We start from the raw sequence: 23,727 nt of genomic DNA, 5'->3' as shown, positions 1-23,727 counted from the left end.
AAAATCCATTTTCTTATATGTGGATTCTTACCTCAGACGATATAAAGTTGATCGTCATTTATGATAGGTGCTATCATATGTTGAAATGAAATGTAAAAAACAACAATTCTTGTGAAACATTTCATGTGGAGACTTGTATGTATGAAGTGAGTCAAAAAAGGAGGAAAAAGAAATGAATGCGAAAAGATGGGTAGCCTTAGTCATTGCACTTGGTGTATTCGGATTTTCTGTTGTGATTAGTGTCACGATGGCCTTGTTCGAAAACTTCAATGACAACAAAATGAGCTATCAATTTGGAGATGAAATCGAAGAAAAGGTATTAGAGGATGGCAGTGGCTCAAGTAAAATTGCAGTTCTTGAGATTAATGGAACAATTCAAGATAATGGCGGTGCTTCCAGCTTGTTAGGCGGAGAAACTTATGATCACCGTACGTTCTTAAAAGAACTAGACAAAGCAAAAGATGATGATACTGTCAAAGGTGTGTTGCTGCGTGTGAACTCGCCTGGAGGCGGTGTTTATGAAAGTGCCGAAATACATAAAAAATTAGAAGAAGTGAAAAAAGCGAAAAAGCCGGTCTACGTATCAATGGGGTCAATGGCAGCTTCGGGCGGATATTATGTGTCTACACCAGCAAATAAAATTTTCGCTTCACCTGAAACATTAACAGGCTCTCTTGGCGTCATTATGCAGAGTCTTAATTATTCAAAACTAGCGGATAATTTAGGCATTAAATATGAAACCATCAAGAGCGGAAAGTATAAAGACATTATGTCTCCAAATCGTGATATGACGAAAGATGAGCGCAATATCATGCAAAGCATGGTTGACAATTCATATGAAGGGTTTGTCAAAGTCATCGCTGATGGTCGTGGCATGTCTAAGCAAGACGTCAAAAAAATTGCCGATGGCCGTGTATATGATGGAACACAGGCAAAGGCTAATGGATTAGTTGATGAGCTTGGGTACTATGAAGATGCACTGAAAGCAATGAAGAAAAATGAAAAAGGCTTAAAAGATGCTGAGGTAATTAGCTATTCTCAAAGCTTTGGTTGGAACTCTCTTTTCTCTATGGGTGCAAGCAAGCTCTTTAAAAGTGAAATTGATTTTCTGAACTTGAAAGAAACACTGGCTGGCTCAAACGGGTCTAAACCAATGTATCTCTATTCAAAATAAAGGAGGGAACATAGATGGATTCCACATTCGATGAAGTAAGCGGAAGTCGTGGACCAGTGGAAGAGGCGAACTCGGACTTATTCAAACACTCTTCTATTGAGGCACAGGCATATGCGGGTTTTTGGATCAGGTTCTGGGCATTTATCCTTGATTGGCTCGTTGTCTGGAGTGTCAACCATTTGACGGTTTCTCCACTCTTTAGTTTGTTTGGCTGGTCTAAAGGAGGAGGTTGGTTTTCACCGTATTCGGTCACAACCACAATCGTCTTCCTGCTTTATTTCGCTATCATGACGAAAATCTTTCATCAAACACTCGGCAAAATGGTGTTTGGCATCAAAGTCGTCTCACTTCAGCCGGAGAAGCAGCTCACGTGGGATGTGATTTTCTTTAGGGAAATCGTTGGACGCTATATTAACACGATCGCTGTTCTGTATGCTGTCGTTGCTTTTTCATCCAAAAAGCAAGGTGTTCATGATTATTTTGCTGACACGGTTGTTGTCCATGAACATCTTTATGAAAAAAAAGAATCAAACGTGTAATCTGAAGAGCTTGACCGATTGCGGTCAAGCTCTTTTTTGATGTCTGGGTATAAAATCTAGATTTATAGCCATAATCGTAGAGGAAGCATCATTTGTTATGAAGGAAGTGATACAGTGCTTTATGTATTATGGATCGCAGCTATTTGTCTTCTGGTGATCTTATTGATCCTCATGAAAGTAACCATTTCGCTTGAATATTCACATGCAAATGACAATGATCATATTGCGCTTAAGGTCACCACTTTATATGGAATAGTCAGGTTGAAAAAAGAGATTCCGATGGTAAGAGTGAATATGGAAGATCAAACGATTGATATTCGTGAAAAGAAAATGGCCAAGTCCGAAACGCCTAGTCATAAAGATGAATCCGAACACAAAAAAGTTGGAAAACGTGATATGAAGCAAGTCCTTCATCAAATGGAGCGCATCACAAAAGAGATTGTGGATTTAAATCAAATCATGCGTCAATTCTTCATACATATGAAAATTGTGTCACTTCACTGGACTACATGGATCGGCTTTCATGATGCCGCTTTAACAGGCGTGGCAGCCGGCGGCGTGTGGTCCGTCAAAGGAGCACTGCTTGCTTTTCTTCAAGAGCATCTCACGTTCAAACATAAACCGGTGTATGAAGTGATCCCAGCCTTTCAGCACAATGTGTCAAAGACGCACTTTACATGTATAGCTTATTTTCGTATTGGACATGCTATGGTTGCAGCCATTCGATTACTTGCCCATTGGTTAAAAGGAAGAAAGGCGAGAAAAAATGCCTCTCTTCAAGCAACGAAGAATGAATCATCTGTTTAAGGAGGAACCCGAAAATGGCAGATCACCCAATCCAGGGTCTCATGAAGACTGCGATGGAAAACTTAAAAGAAATGATAGATGTGAATACGATCATCGGTGATCCAGTCGAAACACCTGATGGCAGTGTGATTCTCACAGTGTCAAAGGTCGGCTTTGGATTTGCAGCTGGCGGAAGTGAATTTAATGGAAACCAAAAGAAAGAAAAACGTTCTGATGAACAAGAACGAAAAGAACCGAGACTACCATTTGGCGGCGGAAGCGGTGGAGGGGTATCCATTACGCCCATTGCCTTCTTAATTGTGGGAACAAACGGAGTTCGAATGCTTCATTTGGATGAACACACACATCTGCTTGACAAGATATTGGATTCTGCTCCTCAAGCAATTGAACGTCTTCAACATATGTTTAAGCGAGATGAACGGGAGCATCGTCACAAAGAACGAAAACTAGATGATATAGACCTCTAAAGTTAACTGCTGTGCAGTTAACTTTTTTTTCAGAATGGACGATTATGCTTTGCAGTTTTTTGCTTTCTCTACTATGATAGAACCATACATTCGATAAGGGAGGAATTGTTTTGGCATCGATCACATTTAAAGGGAGTCCTGTGACGCTTGTAGGAAATGAAGTGAAAGTTGGCGAAAAGGCCCCTGATTTCACAGTATTAACGAATTCACTCGGAGAAGTATCGCTTTCTGATTTAGCTGGAAAAGTGACGATCATCTCAGTGATTCCTTCTATTGATACAGGTGTGTGTGACGCACAAACAAGACGGTTCAATGAAGAGGCAGCCGATTTAGGTCCGGTCAATATTTACACGATAAGTGCAGATCTTCCCTTTGCACAAGCTCGTTGGTGCGGAGCAAACGGCATTAAAAATGTGGAAACATTATCTGACCATAGAGACATGTCTTTTGGGGAAGCGTTTGGTGTATATATGAAAGAATTACGTTTATTGGCGCGTGCCGTTTTCGTATTAGACCCTAACGGTAAAGTGGTCTACACAGAATATGTGAGCGAAGCAACGAATCATCCAAATTATGAAAAAGCAATTGAAGCTGCGAAATCACTGTTATAATGGCAGCATTGAAAAGAGCTCCGGCTTCATACTGGGGCTCTTTTCAATGAAAGAATATAGCTTTTAACAAAGCGAGGAGAGAGAAGCATTGCAGAAAGATCAAGTAAGTACTATTTTTGAGCTGCTCGATACAGCGTCTATTCGATTGAAAAAGGAACATCACATCTCTTATATTGAAGCATTGGCAGAAGCTGGGGAGGCCTTTTTTCAGGCAAATGATCAGAACGGTTTACTAAAGGATTTAATAGAGAAAGCAGACTTTGCTTCTTATGACCATGAGCAGATTCGTAAAGCGTTTCAGCTCGCCGTACTAAAAGGACAAAAAGATATTTCACATCCAAATCGTCAAATGACACCAGATACGATTGGTTTGTTTGTGAGCTATTTGGTCAATAAATTTTTAGAAGGACAAAAAGAGCTTGTTGTTTTAGATCCTGCAGCAGGGACAGGGAACTTACTGCTTGCGGTTTTAAACAATGTCACGGCAGAAACAAAAAGAGGTTTTGCCTCTGAAATTGATGACGTGCTCATTAAAATTGCTTGGGCGCAGGCCAATTTGGAAGAGAAAGAAGTAGAACTTTTCCACCAAGACAGCCTTGAGCCGCTTCTCATGTCACCAGCAGATGTCACGGTGTGCAGTCTTCCAGTCGGTTATTACCCGAATGATGAGCGAGCAGCGGACTATGAACTAAAGGCGAAAGAAGGGCATTCCTTTGCTCATTATTTATTCATTGAACAAAGCCTTCGCTATACGAAAGATGGCGGCTTCTTGTTCTTCATCATTCCAAACGATTTGTTTGAAGGAAAAGAAAGTGCGCAATTAAAGGATTTCATCAAAGAAACAGCATATATGAACGCTTTAATTCAACTGCCAGTATCCATGTTTAAAGACAAAAAGCATGCCAAAAGCTTATTTGTGATGCAAAAGAAAAAAGAGGGCCTGGCAGCACCTAAACGGATGTTGTTTGCAAACTTACCATCTTTCTCTCAGAAGGAAGCCATGATAGCTGTCATGAGAAAATTAGACCAGTGGTTTATAGAAGAAAAAGAAACGAACGAATAGCCAGAGTATGATTCTGGCTATTTTACTTTTCAGAAAATAACGACTTATTGATGTAAGCGGTAACAGTTAGAAGGTGTACTTGAAAAGCAAAGTTTTCAGTGTTTAAATGAAAAAGTCAGATATTTTTCGGACTTATCGTTAAACTATAAAAGACCCGTTTCAGCAGGTTGAATATAGCACCGGAAAAAACGTGAAACCTCATATAACCATTGAGTAAAAGGAGCGACAAGAATGTCCAAAATTATTGCAATCAACGCAGGAAGCTCATCTCTTAAATTCCAATTGTTCGATATGCCAGAAGAAACCGTTTTAACAAAAGGTCTTGTTGAAAGAATTGGAATGGATAACAGCATCTTTACGATTTCTGTAGATGGAGAAAAGAAAACAGAAATCACTGATATTCCAGATCATGCAGTAGCGGTTAAAATGTTGCTTGAAAAATTAACGGAATATCACATCATCAAAGACTTTAATGAAATTCAAGGCGTAGGACACCGTGTCGTTCATGGTGGCGAGAAGTTCAGCGACTCTGTTCTATTAACGGATGAAGTGATCAATGACATCGAGAAGCTTTCAGAGCTTGCACCGCTTCATAACCCTGCAAACGTTGTAGGAATCAAAGCGTTCAAACAAATTTTGCCTGATGTACCAGCGGTTGCTGTGTTTGATACAGCCTTCCACCAAACAATGCCAGAGCAATCTTACCTATACAGCCTTCCGTACGATTACTACAAAAAATACGGTATTCGTAAATACGGTTTCCACGGGACAAGCCATAAGTTTGTCACAGAGCGTGCAGCAGAGCTATTAGGACGTCCGCTTGAAGAGCTTCGTTTGATTTCTTGTCACCTTGGTAATGGTGCGAGTATCGCAGCAGTAGAAGGCGGAAAATCTATTGATACTTCTATGGGATTCACACCACTTGCTGGGGTTGCAATGGGCACACGTTCAGGTAACATTGACCCTGCTCTTATTCCATTTATCATGGAGAAAACAGGACATACAGCCGAAGAAGTCCTGACTACTTTAAACAAGAAGAGCGGTCTTTTAGGTGTGTCAGGTATTTCAAGTGACCTTCGTGATATTGAAGAAGCAACAAAAGAAGGAAACGACCGTGCAGAAGTCGCACTTGATATCTTTGCAAGCCGTATTCATAAATACATCGGCTCTTATGCAGCAAGAATGAATGGCGTTGATGCGATTATCTTCACAGCTGGAATCGGTGAAAATAGTTCAGAAGTAAGAGCACGTGTTCTTCGTGGTCTAGAATTCATGGGCGTATACTGGGACCCTTCTCTTAATAACATAAGAGGCGAAGAAGCATTCATCAGCTACCCGCACTCTCCAGTTAAAGTCATTGTTATCCCAACAAACGAAGAAGTCATGATTGCAAGAGATGTTATGCGCTTAGCTTAACGTTTTGAGCTCTTTTCCTGATGGAAAAGAGCTTTTTTATGCTCAAATAGAAGTATGTTATTATATTGTCCAATAGGGAATGAAAGGGAGCGGTGTAAGGATGAGTGTTGCTGAACATAAACGAGAGGCAAGAACCACGCTTCGTTGTAAAGTAATTACAGTAAGTGATACTCGGACAAAAGAAACGGATAAAAGCGGCCGTCTCATGATTGATTTGCTCAAAGAACAAGGCCATTTGATTCTTGCCTACGATATTGTCAAAGATGACACTCTGGCCATTCAGGATGCAGTGTTAGAAGGAACGAGTCAGGCGTCTATTGATGCTGTTTTATTAAATGGGGGAACAGGCATTGCCACAAGAGATGTAACGATCGAATCAATTACTCCTCTTTTCTCAAAAGAACTGCCGGGCTTTGGTGAAATTTTTCGCATGCTAAGCTATACAGAAGACATCGGTTCAGCCGCTATTTTATCTAGAGCAACAGCAGGTGTCGTCAATCAAAAAGCCGTCTTTGCCACACCGGGTTCCACCGGAGCTGTCCGCTTAGCCATGACAAAACTCATCATTCCAGAGCTTCCACATGTTTTGCGAGAACTTCAAAAGGATCAACAATAGCCCCAAAAAACTCTGCCAAGAAAAATCGGCAGAGTTTTTTTCATAAAGGGGTTGAAAAAACAATTTTTCCTTGATACAGTGTATACATACTAAATGCATGTTTATAAATTAAAACTTATTTTTATGCAAAAATTGAATCACAGCATCATAACAAGTGAGAGGAGCTTTTCAATTATGTCACAAAATCAAAAAGTCGTATTAGCATATTCTGGAGGTCTTGATACCTCTGTTGCAATTAAATGGTTACAAGAACAAGGGTACCAGGTTGTCGCTTGCTGCCTTGACGTAGGTGAAGGAAAAGACTTAGCCTTCATTCAGCAAAAGGCCTTACAAGTCGGAGCAGTTCAATCATATATGATTGACGCAAAAGAAGAATTTGCCGAAGAATTTGCACTTACTGCATTAAAAGCACACACGATGTACGAAGGGAAATACCCGCTCGTCTCTGCACTGTCTCGTCCGCTCATTGCCAAAAAACTAGTGGAAGTGGCAGAGAAAGAAAATGCAGTAGCTGTTGCACACGGATGTACAGGAAAAGGGAATGACCAAGTTCGTTTTGAAGTATCCATTAAAGCGTTAAATCCAGACTTAGAAGTCCTTGCACCAGTACGTGAATGGAAATGGTCTCGTGATGAAGAAATTGATTATGCACAAAAACACGGTATTCCAATTCCGATTAATTTAGACAGCCCATATTCAATTGACCAAAACCTTTGGGGCAGAAGTAACGAATGCGGTATTTTAGAAGACCCTTGGGCTGCCCCGCCAGAAGGTGCGTATGATCTGACAAATCCGCTTGAAAAAACACCAGATACACCAGATGTAATTGAAATCACATTTGAACAAGGAAAACCAACAGCCATTGATGGTGTGAAATATTCTTTATCTGACTTGATTCTGCACCTTAACGAAGTCGCTGGTCAGCATGGTATTGGCAGAATTGATCACGTTGAAAACCGCCTAGTCGGGATCAAATCACGTGAAGTATACGAGTGCCCAGGTGCGATTACATTACTGACAGCACACAAAGAGCTTGAGGATTTAACGCTTGTCAAAGAAGTAGCACATTTCAAACCAATCGTTGAACAAAAAATGGCTGAATTAATATACAATGGTCTATGGTTCTCTCCATTAAAAATTGCACTTGATGCATTCTTGCAAGAAACACAAAAGAACGTTACTGGTGTTGTGCGTGTGAAATTATTTAAAGGTCATGCCATTGTAGAAGGCCGTAAATCAGCTTTCTCACTTTATGATGAAAAGCTGGCAACTTATACAAAAGAAGACGAATTCGATCATGATGCTGCTGTAGGATTTATTAATCTTTGGGGATTACCAACAAAAGTAAACAGCATTGTGAACAAAAAGGAGCAGGTTAAGGCATGAAAAAGCTTTGGGGAGGCCGATTTCAAAAAACACCAGAAAAATGGGTTGATGAGTTTGGCGCATCCATTCATTTCGACCAACAATTAGTTAAAGAAGACTTGACCGGCTCCCTTGCCCATGCAAGTATGCTGAACAAATGCGGCATCCTCACTGATGAGGAAGCATCAGTGATCAAAAATGGTCTGAATACGCTGATGAAAAAGGCAGAGGCGAATGAACTAGATTTTTCAGTTGAGTATGAGGATATTCACTTAAACCTTGAAAAAATGCTCATTGATGAGATTGGTCCACTTGGTGGCAAATTGCACACAGCGAGAAGCCGAAATGATCAAGTGGCGACAGATATGCATTTATACTTGAATAACCAAGTAGAGTATATCATTGAGCTTATTTCATCTTTCCAAAAGGTGCTTGTGGAAAAAGCAGAACAGCACGTTGAAACGATTTTTCCAGGATATACGCACCTGCAGCGTGCACAGCCTATCTCATTCGCACATCATATGCTCGCCTATTTCTGGATGCTAGAGCGTGACAAAGCGCGTTTTCAAGATTCTTTGAAGCGAATCAACGTGTCTCCACTTGGATGCGGTGCGTTAGCAGGAACGACATTCCCGATTGATCGTGAATATACAAAAGAGTTACTTGGCTTTGACCATATTTACGAAAACAGCCTTGATGGCGTGAGTGACCGTGATTTTATTTTAGAATTCCTTTCTAACAGTAGTCTTGTCATGATGCACCTCTCACGTTTTTGCGAGGAAATCATTTTATGGTGCTCACAAGAATTCAAGTTCATTGAATTAGATGACACGTACGCAACAGGAAGCAGCATGATGCCGCAGAAAAAAAACCCAGATATGGCTGAATTAATTCGCGGGAAAACAGGTCGTGTGTATGGCAACCTAATGGGGCTTCTAACAATCATGAAAGGTCTTCCGCTTACGTATAACAAAGACCTGCAAGAAGATAAAGAAGGCATGTTTGATACAGTCAAAACGATCGCCGGTAGCCTGCAAATCTTCACAGGCATGATTCAAACGATGACAGTGAACGAAGATGTTATGAAAAAAGCAACAAAGGAAGATTTCTCAAATGCGACCGAAGTGGCAGACTATCTTGCGAAAAAAGGAATGCCATTCCGTGAAGCACACGAAATCGTTGGAAAGCTTGTGTATACGTGCATTCAAAAAGGCATCTACTTAAGTGACCTTCCTTTCGAAACATTCACAGAAGCAAGCGGTCTCTTTGAACAAGACATTTACACTGTTCTTGATCCGTATGTCGCTGTCGAAAAAAGAACAAGTGCAGGTGGGACTGGATTCAAACAAATTCAGCTAGCACTAGAGAAGGCAAAAGCCTGTCTATAAAACGATCAAAAACCATTCGTGTTGCTATGCGAATGGTTTTTTGCTGTGATTTAAAAAGGAGATCCATCATCATTGGAGAAAATGAAAGCATATGGTGTGAACTGCAAATGGGGAACCTTTTCTTACTCATCATGTCGGTCAAAACGTTAGACACAAGACTATGAAGAAATTTGCCCACTGCCTGATTAGCTCACGGTAGAGAACGCTACCGCATTGTTCCTTTGCTCCTTGATATTCATGGCTCATGGAAATGCAAAAGGAGATGAATCATCCTGTGCTGTTCAACCGCATACTTAATAAAGGGTTCAGAAGTGCGCAGGGTGATGGTTTATAGTAAAGTAAAAGTAGTATCAGAATGAATCACATGAACTTGCAACCTTTGCTTTAGGAGGAGATTGTGTGCGACACGCATTAATTACAGCGGGTTCTAAAGGGCTTGGACGTAAAGTAACGGAGTCCTTACTGAATATGGGGTATTCTGTGACAGTCAATTATCGAAGTGATGATGAGGCTGTACGGCGCATGAAAGAAGAATTGCAACAATACGAAGAAAAGCTTCAATTTGTTCAAGGTGATGTTACAAACAAAGAAGATTTAAAAAACATGGTAGAGCTGGCATTTGAACGATTTGGGCGGATTGATGCCCTCATCAATAATGCCGGTCCTTATATTTTTGAACGAAAGAAGCTGGCTGATTATACAGAAGATGAGTGGTATCAAATGATTGAAGGAAATCTGTCAGCTGTATTTCACTTGTTCCGTATGGTTATCCCGATGATGAGAAAACAAGGTTTTGGTCGTATTATCACGTATGGTTTCCAAGGTGCAGATCATGCACCAGGCTGGATGAACCGTTCGGCTTTTGGTGCTGCCAAAGTAGGACTAGCTTCACTGACGAAAACCATTGCCATTGAAGAGGCTGAAAACGGTATTACCGCCAATATGGTTTGTCCGGGTAAAATTGTTGGTGATATGAAAGAATCAACAATAGAGGAAGCACGTCTGATCAAAGACGACGAAACACCAGTTGGTCGTTCTGGGACCGGAGAGGATATTGGTCGCATCATCTCGTTCTTATGTGATGACCGATCAGATCTCATTACGGGAACAGTCATTGAAGCAACAGGCGGACTTAATGTCATTCATAAACATTAAGTTTTTCAGCCATTGATACAGGGAATAGATAATGTTATATAAAAAAGAAAGGTGGATACACATGAAAGCTACATATCATGGACATTCAGTCGTACACATTGAAACAAATGAATATCATATTTGGATTGATCCATTTTTAAATGGAAATAAGCATACGGATATCAAACCGCATGATGTGAAAGCGGATGTGATTTTGCTGACACATGGGCATGGGGATCACCTTGGTGATACGATTGAAATATCAAAAAACAATGACGCCCTTGTCGTAGCGCCGAATGAACTAGCAGTCTATTTAAGCTGGCAAGGCGTGAAAACGCACCCGCTTCATATTGGCGGTGGGTGTCAATTTGAATTCGGTAAAGTAAAGCTTACGCAAGCGTTCCACGGCTCGGCTGTCATTGATGAAGAATCCAAAACCATTACGTATACAGGCATGCCATCAGGTGTTTTATTTACCGCAGAAGGCAAAACGATTTATCATGCAGGAGATACGGCACTATTTTCAGATATGAAGCTGATTGGTGAGCTAAATCATATTGATCTTGCGTTTCTCCCAATCGGTGATAACTTTACAATGGGACCAGAGGATGCAAGAATAGCGGCAGAATGGCTTCGTGCAAAACAGGTCGTTCCGATTCATTACAGTACGTTCCCGCCGATTGAGCAAGACCCGCATGCGTTTGCAGACAGCTTGCACGGCGGAGTAGGTCGTGTGTTAAATAGCGGAGAATCCATAGAAATTTCATAAACATGCAGATAAGCCGGCGTAAAATGCCGGCTTTTTCATGCCTCATCGCTTGCGCAAAAGACAAATTGCTATTAAAAGCCTCCTGCCGTTATAATGAAACATAGATGATAACGCTGAAAATAAAAAGGGTGAACGGGATTGGCGACAAAGCATGAGCAAATTTTATCGTATATTGATTCATTAGATGTCGGTGAGAAGATTTCTGTCCGGCGGATTGCCAAGGAAATGAAAGTAAGTGAAGGTACGGCATACCGAGCCATTAAAGATGCTGAAAATAAAGGATTCGTCAGTACAATTGAACGGGTGGGTACCATTCGGATTGAGCAAAAGAAAAAAGAAAATATTGAAAAATTGACATATGCGGAAGTCGTAAATGTCATTGATGGGCAAGTGCTTGGGGGGCGAGCCGGCTTACATAAAACATTAAACAAATTTGTGATCGGTGCAATGGAGCTAGATGCGATGATGAGATATACGGCTGCTGGCAACCTGCTGATCGTCGGAAACCGGATCAATGCCCACAGGCAAGCGTTAGAGGCAGGGGCAGCTGTGCTTGTCACAGGTGGATTCTCAACAGACGAGCAAATTATTCAATTGGCTGATCAGCTTGAGCTGCCAATCTTATCGACAAGCTATGATACGTTTACAGTAGCTGCTCTCATAAACAGGGCGATTTATGACCAATTAATTAAAAAAGAAATTGTGCTTGTGGAGGATATTTTAACGCCAATTGAACGTACAGTGTATTTATCTCCAGAGGACAAGCTTGAGAAATGGTATGAAAAAAATTATGAAACAGGACACGGTCGCTTCCCAGTAGCAGATGATCAAATGAAGATTCATGGGATTCTTACCTCAAAGGATATTGTAGGTCATGACCGCTCGACACCAATTGAAAAGGTGATGACCAAACAGCCGCTGACGGTGATTGGCAAGACGTCTGTTGCCTCTGCCGCACAAATGATGGTATGGGAAGGCATTGAGGTGCTGCCAGTTGTAGATGACCATGAGAAGCTCATTGGCATGATTAGCCGTCAGGACGTTCTGAAGGCGCTACAAATGATCCAAAAGCAGCCGCAGGTCGGGGAAAAACTGGATGACGTTGTCTCTAGAGGGTTTAAAGAGACAGATACAGAAAAGCCAAAAACAGATGCTGTCTATCAATATGAAGTCACACCGCAAATGACAAACCAGCTAGGAAATATCTCATATGGCGTGTTTACACAAATTTTAATTGAATCAGCCAATCGTTTCTTAAAATCTCATAAAAAAGGAGAACTGATTGTTGAGAGTCTCTCTGTCTATTTTCTAAAGCCGGTTCAAATGGAATCCACCATACAGATTAAACCGAATATTTTAGAGGTAGGACGCAAGTTTGGAAAGCTGGAAGTCGAGGTTTACCACCAAGCAAATATTGTAGGAAAAGCAATGCTGATGGTGCAGTTAATGGAGAGAGGATAAACAAGCAAAGAAGGGCGGAGTGGATTCGCCCTTCCTCTTTTAAGCGTGATCTTTTTCGCCTTCCTTTAAAAAGAGCGGAAGATAATGCTTGTAGGCTTTATATCCAGCCCACGTACTGCCGATACCGACTGCAACAAAAATAAATCCAATGACAAATGCGAGTGACGAGCGATTTAAAAATAATTGATTCACACCGAAGAGCAGGACAAAGCAACCAAGTGCCATACTGGATTTAGCAGACCAGAATTTCTTCTCGACAGGTCTCTTTGTACGGACATTCTTTGCTTTGTAGTATAAATAAAACATGGCAGAACAAATAATAAACACCATCAAAACAAGCATGTGCCAAGCCTCCATTGTAAGTGGTTACAACCCTATTTTAAACATAAATAGGCTTGCTTACTAGAATAAATTGTCTATTCCTCACTTTTCCGTCAGGATAGATTATGATTTAATAATAAAAAGAGTATCGCATGAGAAGGAGTTTTTATGAAAAAAGAACTGATTAGAACCATATCATTATATGACACCATCATCATCCATAGACATGTAAGACCTGATCCTGACGCATATGGATCACAGTGTGGCCTTACGGAAATCTTACGTTGCACCTTTCCAGAAAAAAATATTTATGCGACAGGAACGAAAGAACCCTCCCTTTCATTCTTATATGAACTGGATGTGGTACCGGATGAAGCTTATCAAGGTGCACTTGTGATTGTCTGTGATACGGCAAATGAGGCACGAATTGATGATCAGCGCTATTTGATGGGTGATAAGCTGATAAAAATTGATCATCATCCAAATGAAGACCCTTATGGTGACTTGCTCTGGGTTGATACAGAGGCAAGCTCTGTGAGTGAGATGATTTATGAGCTGTATTTAGAGGGGAAAGAAGAAGGATATCAGCTCAACACAAAGGCGGCTGAACTCATTTATGCCGGCATAGTAGGAGACACAGGCCGCTTCCTTTTCCCAAACACAACGAAAAAGACACTCAAATATGCAGGGGAACTCATTGAATATCCGTTTTCATCATCAGATCTATTCAACCAATTGTATGAAACGGATTTGAATGTCGTGAAATTAAATGGCTTTATTTTTCAACATATATCTTTGTCAGAGAATGGAGTGGCATCCGTTTTTATTAAGCGGGACATTTTGGAATCTTTCCAGACAACGGCTCATCAGGCCTCGCAACTTGTTGGCACACTTGGAAATATTGCGGGAATTAAGGCTTGGGTCTTTTTTGTGGAAGAAAAGGATCAGATTCGTGTCAGATTTCGCTCAAAAGGTGTCGTCATTAACACGATTGCTAAAAAATATAATGGCGGCGGTCATCCACTAGCAGCCGGTGCGTCCATTTATGACTGGGCAGTGGCAGATGATATTTTGCGTGATTTAGAAGAAGTATGTAAATCTTCATCATGAGAGAGAGGGAAGCCTGTTCCCTCTCTCTTTTTCATGGCAGAGAAAAGGGTTATTTGGATAAAGGGATAAACCAGCAGCCGATGTCAGTTGAATCTTCATAAGCTTGGAGATTTTGATGCTTTAATTCTTTTTTGATTAAATGCGCCATCCTATCTGTCTCAGCATAAGCACACATGCCGTCTTTAATCCGGCTTGCTTTGTCTCGTGCCATTTGACGATAGCTGTAAACCTCCATTGTGCTCACCTCTTTCTATTCAAGATGTCGTTCTTCTTTTAGTTTATAAAAATTGCCGGTGAAAAGCGATTATGGAGTGTAGAAATTCATAAAAATTCCACATCATGATTTATTCAGCAAATGAAATACGTACCTGAAGTGAGAGCTTTGTATAAATCGTCAGCTCTGTTACTTTGGCGCGATATGCTTTTTCCCTTATGATATATTCCTTATGTTCGACAGTTCGTTTTAATAATTCCTTTGTTTTATACACACTTTCAATATCCTTTGTAATTACCTCTGAAATATCCTCTTTTACTTGTTCTTCAAACTTTAAAGTATCTGGCTCTGGAATTTTATATTGTTCACGATTGACTAGATGGACATCCACACTCTGAATCAGTAGCCGCTGCTTATTGTCTTCGTTTAGTTTATGCAGCTCTTCCCGATAGAGTGTGATTTGTTCTTTGAGGCTGTCCATATGGTGTTGCTGGTTTCTTAGTAAGGTCACTTGCTTTTCTTGAAAGGTACCATAGGTAAATAAGAAGATCAGCCAACTGATAATGGCACCGAACATCATTCCAGCAAAAAAACGCTGCCATCCTGGGCGTTTATACAGTTCTGGCACTCTCATGACGATACATGCTCCTGTGTAAGCCAAGTAATAATTAAATAACCTGTTTGAGCACCACCCATGGCTGAGATAATTAATAAAATTTGTTTGAAAATATCACGCGTATTTCCTTCAAAAATACCTCTTTCAAAACTATAGACCGCATCAAATGTCCCGCCAATGGCAGCAACAAGTGCCCAAATTTTTAAGCGGTTGGCAAGACTTGAGATGATTGTCATGGGAGGTTGCCCTGATAAATAAGCACCCACACCGCCTATGATCGCACCGCCTAAAATGACCCCAAGCGCTATAAAGTAACAACTGATAAAATTTGGAATAAAGGCTTCCTTTACATCCATTTTTCCCACCTCACTCTATTCAATATATGGCGTGATCTGGACAAGTATGAACAGACGGAAAAGAAAGAACATTTGTTTCTCACAGCATCGCGTTTTATAATGAAAGAATGACTTGAGACGAAAGGAGCGGATGAAGCATGTCCTATGTTCATCTTCAGGTCCACAGTGGATACAGTTTGTTAAACAGTGCAGCCAAGATAAAGGATCTTGTGATGAAGGCGAAGGAACTTGGTTACAAGGCTCTCGCTCTTACTGATGACCATGTGATGTATGGAACAGTTGAATTTTATAAGGAATGTAAGAAACATGGCATCAAGCCAGTGATCGGTTTAACAGCTTCTGTCTTCATAGATGAACAAGAGACAGAGGCTTATCCCTTGGTACTACTTGCAAAGACAAATGAAGGCTATCAAAATCTGATAAAAATTAGTAGTGTATTGAAATCGAAATCAAAAGCTGGCCTGAAAGAAAAATGGCTTAAAAGTTATGCTGACGGTCTGATTGCGATCACGCCAGGAGCATCTGGTTATATTGAAACGTTACTGCAAAATGGTCAGTTAGAAGAAGCTCGCCGTGCTGCACGCCATTTAAAGGCTATCTTTGGTGAAGGACATGTTTATTTGTCTGTTCAGGTGTTTCAACAAGACCAAGCGCTTGTTGAGGGGCTTTACGACGTCTCAAAAGCCACTGATATCCCTCTTGTCGCAACTGGAGATGTCCATTACATCAACCCGCAGGATAAAACAGCTTATACATGTTTAAAGGCCATTAAAGCTGGACAGCAGCTTTCAGATATGGAAGAAGATCCAGGGGACAAGCATTTCAGATCAATCGAAGAAATGACGCAGTTGTATGCAGACCATCGTGAACTCCTCACAAGGGCTAGCGAGATTGCCCGTAGCTGTGAGGTAGATTTAACCCTCGGTCAGACAAAGCTGCCATCTTATCCGACCCCTGATCAATCGACAGCAGACCACTTTTTGAAAAAGGTTTGCTATGAAGGCATGAAACAAAGAAACATCCATTCAAATGAAACATATGTCAAAAGACTTGAGTATGAGCTGAGTATCATACAGAGAATGAATTTTAGTGATTATTTCTTAATTGTTTGGGATTTTATGAAGTATGCCCATGATCATGGGATTGTCACAGGTCCAGGACGGGGATCAGCGGCAGGATCTCTTGTTGCGTATGTTCTTTTTATTACAGATGTAGACCCTATCCGTCATGGACTTTTATTTGAGCGGTTTTTAAACCCTGAACGAATTAGCATGCCTGATATTGATATTGATTTTCCAGACACAAGAAGAGATGAAATGATTTCCTATGTAAAAGACAAATATGGAAAAATGCATGTCGCTCAAATTGTCACGTTTGGAACACTTGCTGCAAAGGCGGCCTTAAGGGATGTCGGGCGCGTGATGGGAATTGATACAAAGGCAGCGGATCGACTTGCAAAGCTCATTCCATCAAGACCTGGAATCACTTTAAAAGAAGCGGTAACCACCTCTCCAGAATTAAAAAAACGGCTAGAAGAATCTGAAGAGCTTCGAATGGTATTTCAAACAGCCCTCAAAGTGGAAGGCTTGCCGAGACATACCTCAACACATGCAGCAGGCGTTGTTCTAAGTGAAGAGCCACTGACTCAGATCGTTCCTATCCAAGAAGGTCATGACGGTGTGTATTTGACGCAGTATGCCATGAATTATTTAGAAGATCTCGGACTGTTGAAGATGGATTTTTTAGGCTTGAGAAATTTAACCTTGATTGAATCGATTAAAAACCAGATTGAAAGACAGGAAAACGTTCACATTCATTTTAGTGACATTTCATATCAAGACAAAAAAACGTTTGACCTGTTATCAAGAGGAGATACGACGGGTATCTTCCAGCTTGAATCACAAGGAATGCGTCAAGTGCTAAGAAGGCTGAAACCGTCAAGTCTCGAAGACATTGTTGCGGTGAATGCGCTCTACCGGCCAGGTCCAATGGAGAATATTCCGCTATTTATCGACCGAAAGCATGGCAGAGCCAGGGTGACTTACCCTCATCCAGACTTGTATGACATTTTAAAAGACACGTATGGAGTCATAGTGTATCAAGAACAAATTATGCTGATTGCAGCGAAGATGGCAGGCTTTCAGCTTGGAGAGGCAGATTTGTTAAGACGAGCTGTTTCTAAGAAGGATAAGAAGGTACTTGATGAGGAGCGAAGCCATTTTGTTGAAGGATGCCTAAAAAAGGGGTATCCTGTTAATATTGCAAATGACGTTTACGACTTAATTGTCAAATTTGCAAACTATGGTTTTAATAGAAGCCATGCTGTAGCATATAGCATGATTGGCTTTCAGCTTGCTTATTTAAAAGCACATTATCCGCTGTATTTTATGTGCGGACTTTTGACTAGTGTGATTGGAAATGAAGACAAAATCGCTCAATATTTCTATGAGGCAAAGGAAAAAGGGATCTCTGTGTTGAAGCCTTCTATTAATAAGAGCGAATTTCCATTTACGGTCGAAAAAGGGGAGATTCGCTACAGTTTAAGAGCGATCAAAAATGTCGGTATATCAGCAGTAAAGGATATTTACAGAGCAAGGCAGGAAAAGCCGTTTGAAGATTTATTTGATTTTTGCGCAAGAGTATCATCAAAGAGTGTGAACCGAAAAACGATAGAAGCGCTCATTTTTTCAGGGGCAATGGATGAACTTTATCCAAATCGTGCTTCGTTATTAGCATCTATAGATATCGCATTAGAACACGTGTCGTTTTTAACGCCTGAGGATCAGCTAGACTTTCTTGGGGATACAACCTTCTCCATTAAGCCAAAATATGCTGAAATAGACGAAATGCCGCTTGTAGACCTCTTGCAATTTGAAAAAGAGGCACTAGGGTTATATTTATCAAATCACCCAGTACAAACCTATCGAGATCGCTTGAGAAAGAATGGGGCAGTGGAGATCATCAAACTTTCTTCCTATATGAAGCGAAAGGTCTCTTTAGGGGGGCTTTTGACAAAGGTGAAATCAATTCGGACAAAAAACGGACAATCGATGGCATTTGTCACATTTGGGGATGAAACAGGAGAAATGGAAGGCGTTGTCTTTCCAGAGCAATTTAGAAAGCTGTCCCCCTTATTGGAGGAGGGCGCAATGCTTTATGTTGAAGGCAGAATAGATATGAGAAATGACAGCAGTCAAATCATCGTGCAAGAGGCGGTTCTGCTTGAAGAGATGGGTACAAAAAGAAAAGAGGCCGTCTACATCCGTGTCAAAGAAGAGAACCATTCGCAGGAACTGCTAAAACAAGTGAAGCGAGTGATCTCTCTCCACAGAGGAGAAGCGGATGTTTATTTGTATTATGAAAAACAAAAAAAGACGATAAGACTCCCAGATGCTTACAAAGTCCATGCAGATCATGCTGTGATCTTCCAGCTAAAAGAGTTGCTCGGTGAACAAAACGTTGTCATGAAATGATGACAAATCGTCTGAATGTGTTTTACAAATTCACCTATTGTGTTATCATTTTAAAGATTCTGTGTATTGAAAACTGCCAGTGCCAGTATGTGCCTATCAACTTAGCAATTCAATTCATCATTTTCCACTTGAAGGAGTGTTCATCAGATGTCATTAAGAGAAGAAGCATTACATATGCACAAAGAGAACCAAGGCAAACTCGAAACAAAATCAAAAGTACAAGTGAAAAATGCGAAAGACTTGAGCTTGGCTTACTCACCTGGTGTTGCAGAACCATGTAAAGATATTTATGACGACACAAGCAAAGTGTATGATTATACAATGAAAGGCAATATGGTTGCTGTTGTCACAGACGGAAGCGCTGTTTTAGGACTAGGTAATATCGGTGCAGAAGCTTCTCTTCCAGTGATGGAAGGAAAAGCCGTTCTGTTCAAAAGCTTTGCGGGCGTAGATGCATTCCCAATTGCCCTTGCGACAAACGATGTTGACAAAATTGTTGAAACAGTGAAGCTACTTGAGCCGACTTTTGGTGGTGTCAACCTTGAAGATATTGCAGCACCTAATTGTTTTATCATTGAAGAGCGTTTGAAAAAAGAGACAAACATCCCAGTTTTCCATGATGATCAGCACGGAACAGCGATTGTTACAGTGGCGGGACTTGTCAATGCCCTCAAACTTTCTGGAAAATCTATGTCTTCTATCAAAGTCGTAGCAAACGGTGCTGGTGCAGCAGGTATTGCAATTATTAAACTGCTTTATCATTTCGGTGTACGTGACATCATCATGTGTGATACAAAAGGCGCGATTTATGAAGGACGTCCTAATGGCATGAACGCAGTCAAAAACGAAGTAGCAAAATTCACGAACCAAGACCGTAAAGAAGGCGCATTAGAAGAAGTCATTGAAGGTGCGGATGTGTTCATTGGTGTCTCAGTAGCAGGTGCTTTAACAAAAGAAATGGTTGGAAAAATGGCAAAAGATCCTGTGATCTTTGCGATGGCTAACCCGAACCCAGAGATCATGCCGGAAGATGCTCATGCGGCAGGTGCAAGTGTTGTAGGAACTGGTCGTTCTGACTTCCCGAACCAAGTGAATAATGTACTGGCTTTCCCTGGTATTTTCCGCGGAGCGCTTGATGTACGTGCGACACATATTAACGAAGAAATGAAAATCGCAGCAGTTGAAGCCATTGCTTCCCTTGTTTCAGATGAAGAATTAACAGCAGAATATGTCATCCCTGCACCGTTTGATGCGCGAGTAGCCCCTGCAGTAGCAAAAGCAGTGGCAAAAGCAGCAATGGAGACGGGTGTTGCAAGAATGAAAGTTGACCCAGAAGCCGTTGCAGAAAAAACAAGAAGATTAACAATCATTGGCGAGTAACCAACTGGAAAAGTGTGCACGTTTTTTCTGAAATTGGAGGAAAAATGTGTACACCTTTCTTTCTTAAATGAATTTTTTTCATCCTGAATAAGATTTTTTTGTAGACGTTCACAATTCAAATATATCAACTGTTCAGCTCCCCAATTACACACTCATTTCTCGTCAATTCCCCACTGAAAAAATGGAATGAAGGATGACAGCGTTTGACAAAAAAAGTACAATAGTTTCGGTACAGTGATGACATGTCCTATAATAGTGGATGTGCGTGAAAAGAAAAAACCCTTCAAAAAGGGAGGTAGTCATTTGTCAATCAAGAATATTTTTAGTAAAAAGAAAAAATATGCATCTGTACCCTCTGAACAGGCAAGTCAAGATGTGCCTGAAGGCATCATGACCAAATGTCCGCAATGTAAAAAAATAATGCTTACCAAAGAATTAGATAAAAACTTACGAGTTTGCATGAATTGCGGCAGACATTTGCAAATGAATGCAAAACAGCGAATTGAAAGCCTTGTAGATGAAGGTACATTTGAAGAGTTTAACGGGCATCTGATTTCAGAAAACCCGCTTGGTTTCCCAGGCTATGAAGAAAAGCTTGAGAAAGACAGAGAAAAAACATCTTTGAATGAAGCCATTGTCACAGGTAAAGGTGAAATCGAAGGTCAAAGTGCCGTGATCGCTGTAATGGATGCCTCATTCCGTATGGGTAGCATGGGCTCAGTTGTAGGTGAAAAAATTACTCTGGCTATTGAGAAAGCAAAAGCGGACAAGGTGCCATTTATTATCTTTACTGCATCTGGCGGAGCAAGAATGCAAGAAGGTATTCTTAGTCTAATGCAGATGGCCAAAACAAGTTCTGCATTAAAAATGTTCAGTGAGGACCAAGGTTTGATTATCTCTGTGATGACCAACCCAACAACTGGCGGTGTATCAGCAAGTTTTGCGTCTCTTGGTGATTACAACTTTGCAGAGCCTGGTGCATTAATTGGTTTTGCGGGTCGTAGGATTATCGAACAAACCATTCGTGAAGAACTGCCAGAGGACTTTCAAACGGCTGAATTTTTATTAAAACATGGTCAATTAGATGCCGTCATTCACCGTGCTGATATGAAAGAATCACTAGGGCGAATCTTAAAATTACACAGCACAGGAGGTGAGCGAGAGTGGCTGGAGAATTAGAATTTGAAAAACCTGTGATTGAACTTCGCGCAAAAATTGATGAATTGAAAAAGTTCACACAAAACTCAGAGATGGATTTAAGTACGGAAATTGAACGTCTTGAAGCACGTCTCAGTAAGCTTGAAACAGACATTTATACAAATTTAAAGCCGTGGGATAGAGTGCAAATTGCACGTCATGCGATGCGTCCAACAACTCTCGATTACATTCAAGAGCTGTTTGACAACTTTTTTGAATGTCATGGTGACCGTTATTATGGCGATGATGAAGCCATCGTTGGAGGAATTGCCACGTTTAAAGGGCTTCCGGTAACTGTCATTGGTCATCAGCGCGGAAAAGATACAAAAGAAAACTTGCGTCGTAATTTCGGTATGCCTCATCCAGAGGGCTACCGTAAAGCACTTCGTTTGATGAAACAAGCAGATAAATTTAATCGTCCAATCATTTGCTTTATTGATACTAAAGGAGCTTATCCTGGTAAAGCAGCTGAAGAACGTGGACAAAGTGAAGCAATTGCTAAAAACTTATTCGAAATGGCTGGACTTCGCGTACCGGTTATCTGTATTGTCATTGGAGAAGGCGGAAGTGGTGGTGCGCTTGGCTTAGGCGTAGGAAACCATCTATTTATGCTAGAGAACTCAACGTATTCTGTGATTTCTCCTGAAGGTGCTGCTGCACTGCTCTGGAAGGATTCATCACTTGCCAAAAAAGCTGCTGAAACAATGAAAATTACAGCTCCAGACCTGAAAGAATTAGATATTATAGATGATGTTATTAAAGAAGTGAAAGGTGGAGCACATCGAGACGTGAAACAACAAGCAGCCTACATGGAAGAAACATTAAAACAGTCACTTACATCTTTGCTCAAGCTAACTCCAGAAGAATTAGTGGACCAAAGATATCAAAAATACAAAGCAATCGGTAAAGTGTCGATTAAAAATCAATATATTGGGGCAAATTAAATAAACGTACAGCCTTTTTGGCTGGCGTTTATTTTTTTCTCATTTTTGAAAGCGCTATTTGAAAATAATTTTCTTTTGTTTTCATAAAATTTGAGACGTCTAAAACCCTTGATATGAAAGACTTGAGAGTGTTTTAACCGATATGATTTCCTCAGGATTGTTTTCATGATTTTCTTAACTTTTGTTTAAAAACAGTTTATTTAATTGTATAATAGGTACGGTTTTAGAAATTCGTATTGAAAACAGCCGGTTTTGCACATGATTGTTTTCAAGCAGTGGAAATGGTATGTTTAATTCATATATGGTCTCTGAGGTGAAAAAGATGAAGCGTATAGGAGTTTTAACGAGCGGTGGGGATTCCCCAGGAATGAATGCAGCTGTGCGCGCAGTTGTGAGAAAAGCAATTTACCATAATGTTGAAGTATACGGTATTTATAATGGATATTCAGGTCTAATTAACGGTAAAATTGAGAAACTCGAAATTGGTTCAGTCGGCGATATTATTCATCGTGGAGGAACTAAACTTTACACGGCAAGATGCCCTGAATTCAAGACAGTTGAGGGTCGTAAAAAAGGGATTGAAAACTTAAAAAAATTCGGGATTGAAGGTCTTGTTGTTATTGGGGGAGATGGCTCTTTCATGGGAGCTAAGAAATTAACTGAACTTGGTTTTCCGTGTGTAGGTGTGCCGGGTACCATTGATAACGATATTCCAGGTACTGATTTTACAATTGGCTTTGATACAGCACTGAATACAGTGATTGATGCCATTGATAAAATTCGAGATACAGCTACATCTCATGAACGTACATACGTAGTGGAAGTAATGGGAAGACATGCTGGTGATATTGCTCTTTGGTCAGGTCTTGCGGGTGGAGCCGAATCTATATTAATTCCCGAAGCAGATTATGACATGGACGAGATTATTGCCAGATTGAGAAGAGGACATGAGCGTGGTAAGAAGCATAGTATCATCATCGTTGCAGAAGGTGTGGGCAGCGGAGTTGAGTTTGGTAAACGAATTGAAGAGGAGACAAGCCTTGAAACACGTGTGTCTGTCTTAGGGCATATTCAGCGCGGGGGATCTCCAAGTGCGTTTGACCGAGTGCTTGCAAGCCGTTTAGGAGCTTATGCGGTGGAACTTCTCCTTGAAGGAAAAGGCGGACGCTGTGTTGGTATTCAAAGCAACGAACTCGTTCACCACGATATTTTAGAAATCTTAGATAAAAAACATACAGTCGATCAAAATATGTACCGACTTTCACAAGAGCTCTCAATTTAAAACGAGAAGACCTTAGGAGGAACA

Annotated in this window: 23 protein-coding genes; 19 read left to right on the top strand and 4 right to left on the bottom strand. The window is 40.7% G+C overall.

The window, feature by feature from the left end; translation table 11 throughout:
* Positions 1-172 precede the first annotated feature (172 nt).
* The 13 genes from sppA (at position 173) to ACIQCE_RS11225 (ending at position 12,810) form a co-directional block, all read left to right on the top strand.
* Entirely contained in the window at positions 173-1,174 is a 1,002-nt protein-coding gene (sppA, locus tag ACIQCE_RS11285; protein ID WP_400495083.1) for a signal peptide peptidase SppA, read from the top strand.
* A gap of 14 nt (positions 1,175-1,188) precedes the next feature.
* A complete protein-coding gene (locus tag ACIQCE_RS11280) occupies positions 1,189-1,713 on the top strand; it encodes an RDD family protein (RefSeq protein ID WP_400495082.1) in 525 nt (174 codons plus the stop codon).
* Positions 1,714-1,827: 114 nt separating this feature from the next.
* Positions 1,828-2,520 carry a DUF2953 domain-containing protein gene (locus ACIQCE_RS11275; protein WP_400495081.1) on the top strand — a complete coding sequence of 231 codons (693 nt, stop codon included), beginning with the start codon at positions 1,828-1,830 and terminating at the stop codon, positions 2,518-2,520.
* Between the two features lie 14 nt (positions 2,521-2,534).
* Positions 2,535-2,987 (top strand): GerW family sporulation protein, encoded by a 453-nt coding sequence (gene ytfJ, locus ACIQCE_RS11270; RefSeq protein ID WP_353854947.1) that lies wholly within the window; start codon positions 2,535-2,537, stop codon positions 2,985-2,987.
* Between the two features lie 110 nt (positions 2,988-3,097).
* Entirely contained in the window at positions 3,098-3,598 is a 501-nt protein-coding gene (gene tpx, locus ACIQCE_RS11265; protein WP_400495080.1) for a thiol peroxidase, read from the top strand.
* Between the two features lie 88 nt (positions 3,599-3,686).
* A complete protein-coding gene (locus ACIQCE_RS11260; RefSeq protein ID WP_400495079.1) occupies positions 3,687-4,661 on the top strand; it encodes a class I SAM-dependent methyltransferase in 975 nt (324 codons plus the stop codon).
* A gap of 231 nt (positions 4,662-4,892) precedes the next feature.
* The gene (locus ACIQCE_RS11255; protein WP_353854950.1) at positions 4,893-6,077 is read left to right on the top strand and encodes an acetate kinase; all 1,185 of its coding nucleotides are present in this window, start codon (positions 4,893-4,895) and stop codon (positions 6,075-6,077) included.
* 100 nt (positions 6,078-6,177) lie between these two features.
* Entirely contained in the window at positions 6,178-6,693 is a 516-nt protein-coding gene (locus ACIQCE_RS11250; RefSeq protein WP_400495078.1) for a MogA/MoaB family molybdenum cofactor biosynthesis protein, read from the top strand.
* 174 nt (positions 6,694-6,867) lie between these two features.
* On the top strand, positions 6,868-8,079 hold the full coding sequence (locus ACIQCE_RS11245; RefSeq protein WP_400495077.1) for an argininosuccinate synthase: 1,212 nt from the start codon (positions 6,868-6,870) through the stop codon (positions 8,077-8,079).
* Positions 8,076-9,446: an argininosuccinate lyase gene (gene argH, locus ACIQCE_RS11240; RefSeq protein WP_400495076.1), complete on the top strand. Its 1,371-nt coding sequence runs from the start codon at positions 8,076-8,078 to the stop codon at positions 9,444-9,446. Before ACIQCE_RS11245 ends, argH begins: the two co-directional genes overlap by 4 nt.
* Before the next feature lie 399 nt (positions 9,447-9,845).
* Positions 9,846-10,601, top strand: coding sequence for an SDR family oxidoreductase (locus ACIQCE_RS11235; protein ID WP_400495075.1), 756 nt, complete (start codon positions 9,846-9,848; stop codon positions 10,599-10,601).
* Between the two features lie 61 nt (positions 10,602-10,662).
* Positions 10,663-11,349, top strand: a complete 687-nt coding sequence (locus ACIQCE_RS11230; protein WP_400495074.1) for a metal-dependent hydrolase — start codon at positions 10,663-10,665, stop codon at positions 11,347-11,349.
* 138 nt (positions 11,350-11,487) lie between these two features.
* Positions 11,488-12,810 carry a DRTGG domain-containing protein gene (locus ACIQCE_RS11225; RefSeq protein ID WP_353854957.1) on the top strand — a complete coding sequence of 441 codons (1,323 nt, stop codon included), beginning with the start codon at positions 11,488-11,490 and terminating at the stop codon, positions 12,808-12,810.
* 39 nt (positions 12,811-12,849) lie between these two features.
* Here the strand turns inward: ACIQCE_RS11225 and ACIQCE_RS11220 are convergent, their stop codons facing one another.
* The gene (locus tag ACIQCE_RS11220; RefSeq protein ID WP_353854958.1) at positions 12,850-13,152 is read right to left on the bottom strand and encodes a YtpI family protein; all 303 of its coding nucleotides are present in this window, start codon (positions 13,150-13,152) and stop codon (positions 12,850-12,852) included.
* A 147-nt stretch (positions 13,153-13,299) separates the two neighbouring features.
* On the opposite strand from ACIQCE_RS11220, the gene ACIQCE_RS11215 reads away from it, so the two are divergent.
* On the top strand, positions 13,300-14,241 hold the full coding sequence (locus ACIQCE_RS11215) for a DHH family phosphoesterase (protein WP_400495073.1): 942 nt from the start codon (positions 13,300-13,302) through the stop codon (positions 14,239-14,241).
* Between the two features lie 49 nt (positions 14,242-14,290).
* On the opposite strand, the gene ACIQCE_RS11210 is transcribed toward ACIQCE_RS11215, so the two are convergent.
* The 3 genes from ACIQCE_RS11210 to ytrH form a co-directional block, all read right to left on the bottom strand.
* On the bottom strand, positions 14,291-14,476 hold the full coding sequence (locus ACIQCE_RS11210) for a YtzJ family protein (RefSeq protein ID WP_400495072.1): 186 nt from the start codon (positions 14,474-14,476) through the stop codon (positions 14,291-14,293).
* Between the two features lie 109 nt (positions 14,477-14,585).
* Entirely contained in the window at positions 14,586-15,089 is a 504-nt protein-coding gene (gene ytrI, locus ACIQCE_RS11205) for a sporulation membrane protein YtrI (RefSeq protein WP_400495071.1), read from the bottom strand.
* On the bottom strand, positions 15,086-15,427 hold the full coding sequence (gene ytrH / locus ACIQCE_RS11200) for a sporulation membrane protein YtrH (RefSeq protein WP_353854962.1): 342 nt from the start codon (positions 15,425-15,427) through the stop codon (positions 15,086-15,088). Before ytrH ends, ytrI begins: the two co-directional genes overlap by 4 nt.
* A gap of 137 nt (positions 15,428-15,564) precedes the next feature.
* Here ytrH and dnaE point away from each other — a divergent pair, with 137 nt between their 5' ends.
* From dnaE to pfkA, 5 genes are all read left to right on the top strand, one after another.
* Positions 15,565-18,900 carry a DNA polymerase III subunit alpha gene (dnaE, locus tag ACIQCE_RS11195; protein ID WP_400495070.1) on the top strand — a complete coding sequence of 1,112 codons (3,336 nt, stop codon included), beginning with the start codon at positions 15,565-15,567 and terminating at the stop codon, positions 18,898-18,900.
* Positions 18,901-19,047: 147 nt separating this feature from the next.
* Positions 19,048-20,280, top strand: a complete 1,233-nt coding sequence (gene ystJ / locus ACIQCE_RS11190) for an NADP-dependent malic enzyme (protein ID WP_353854964.1) — start codon at positions 19,048-19,050, stop codon at positions 20,278-20,280.
* 303 nt (positions 20,281-20,583) lie between these two features.
* Positions 20,584-21,459, top strand: a complete 876-nt coding sequence (gene accD / locus ACIQCE_RS11185) for an acetyl-CoA carboxylase, carboxyltransferase subunit beta (protein WP_400495069.1) — start codon at positions 20,584-20,586, stop codon at positions 21,457-21,459.
* Positions 21,444-22,421 carry an acetyl-CoA carboxylase carboxyl transferase subunit alpha gene (accA, locus tag ACIQCE_RS11180; protein ID WP_400495068.1) on the top strand — a complete coding sequence of 326 codons (978 nt, stop codon included), beginning with the start codon at positions 21,444-21,446 and terminating at the stop codon, positions 22,419-22,421. Before accD ends, accA begins: the two co-directional genes overlap by 16 nt.
* A gap of 322 nt (positions 22,422-22,743) precedes the next feature.
* On the top strand, positions 22,744-23,703 hold the full coding sequence (pfkA, locus tag ACIQCE_RS11175) for a 6-phosphofructokinase (protein ID WP_353854967.1): 960 nt from the start codon (positions 22,744-22,746) through the stop codon (positions 23,701-23,703).
* Positions 23,704-23,727: the final 24 nt, after the last annotated feature.

The sequence above is a fragment of the Bacillus sp. NPDC093026 genome (assembly GCF_044754665.1).
Taxonomy (GTDB): Bacteria; Bacillota; Bacilli; order Bacillales; family Bacillaceae; genus Bacillus; species Bacillus maqinnsis.
Note: the sequence above shows the minus strand (reverse complement) of the source record. Positions and strands in the feature narration are given on the sequence as shown.

What these genes read in the sequence shown, in the direction of transcription:
- sppA (WP_400495083.1), top strand. Translation starts at nt 173, where the DNA reads ATGAATGCGAAAAGATGGGTAGCCTTAGTCATTGCACTTGGTGTATTC.
- ACIQCE_RS11280 (WP_400495082.1), top strand. Translation starts at nt 1,189, where the DNA reads ATGGATTCCACATTCGATGAAGTAAGCGGAAGTCGTGGACCAGTGGAA.
- ytfJ (WP_353854947.1), top strand. Translation starts at nt 2,535, where the DNA reads ATGGCAGATCACCCAATCCAGGGTCTCATGAAGACTGCGATGGAAAAC.
- ACIQCE_RS11255 (WP_353854950.1), top strand. Translation starts at nt 4,893, where the DNA reads ATGTCCAAAATTATTGCAATCAACGCAGGAAGCTCATCTCTTAAATTC.
- ACIQCE_RS11250 (WP_400495078.1), top strand. Translation starts at nt 6,178, where the DNA reads ATGAGTGTTGCTGAACATAAACGAGAGGCAAGAACCACGCTTCGTTGT.
- ACIQCE_RS11245 (WP_400495077.1), top strand. Translation starts at nt 6,868, where the DNA reads ATGTCACAAAATCAAAAAGTCGTATTAGCATATTCTGGAGGTCTTGAT.
- argH (WP_400495076.1), top strand. Translation starts at nt 8,076, where the DNA reads ATGAAAAAGCTTTGGGGAGGCCGATTTCAAAAAACACCAGAAAAATGG.
- ACIQCE_RS11230 (WP_400495074.1), top strand. Translation starts at nt 10,663, where the DNA reads ATGAAAGCTACATATCATGGACATTCAGTCGTACACATTGAAACAAAT.
- ACIQCE_RS11220 (WP_353854958.1), bottom strand. Translation starts at nt 13,152, where the DNA reads ATGCTTGTTTTGATGGTGTTTATTATTTGTTCTGCCATGTTTTATTTA.
- ACIQCE_RS11215 (WP_400495073.1), top strand. Translation starts at nt 13,300, where the DNA reads ATGAAAAAAGAACTGATTAGAACCATATCATTATATGACACCATCATC.
- ACIQCE_RS11210 (WP_400495072.1), bottom strand. Translation starts at nt 14,476, where the DNA reads ATGGAGGTTTACAGCTATCGTCAAATGGCACGAGACAAAGCAAGCCGG.
- ytrI (WP_400495071.1), bottom strand. Translation starts at nt 15,089, where the DNA reads ATGAGAGTGCCAGAACTGTATAAACGCCCAGGATGGCAGCGTTTTTTT.
- ytrH (WP_353854962.1), bottom strand. Translation starts at nt 15,427, where the DNA reads ATGGATGTAAAGGAAGCCTTTATTCCAAATTTTATCAGTTGTTACTTT.
- dnaE (WP_400495070.1), top strand. Translation starts at nt 15,565, where the DNA reads ATGTCCTATGTTCATCTTCAGGTCCACAGTGGATACAGTTTGTTAAAC.
- ystJ (WP_353854964.1), top strand. Translation starts at nt 19,048, where the DNA reads ATGTCATTAAGAGAAGAAGCATTACATATGCACAAAGAGAACCAAGGC.
- pfkA (WP_353854967.1), top strand. Translation starts at nt 22,744, where the DNA reads ATGAAGCGTATAGGAGTTTTAACGAGCGGTGGGGATTCCCCAGGAATG.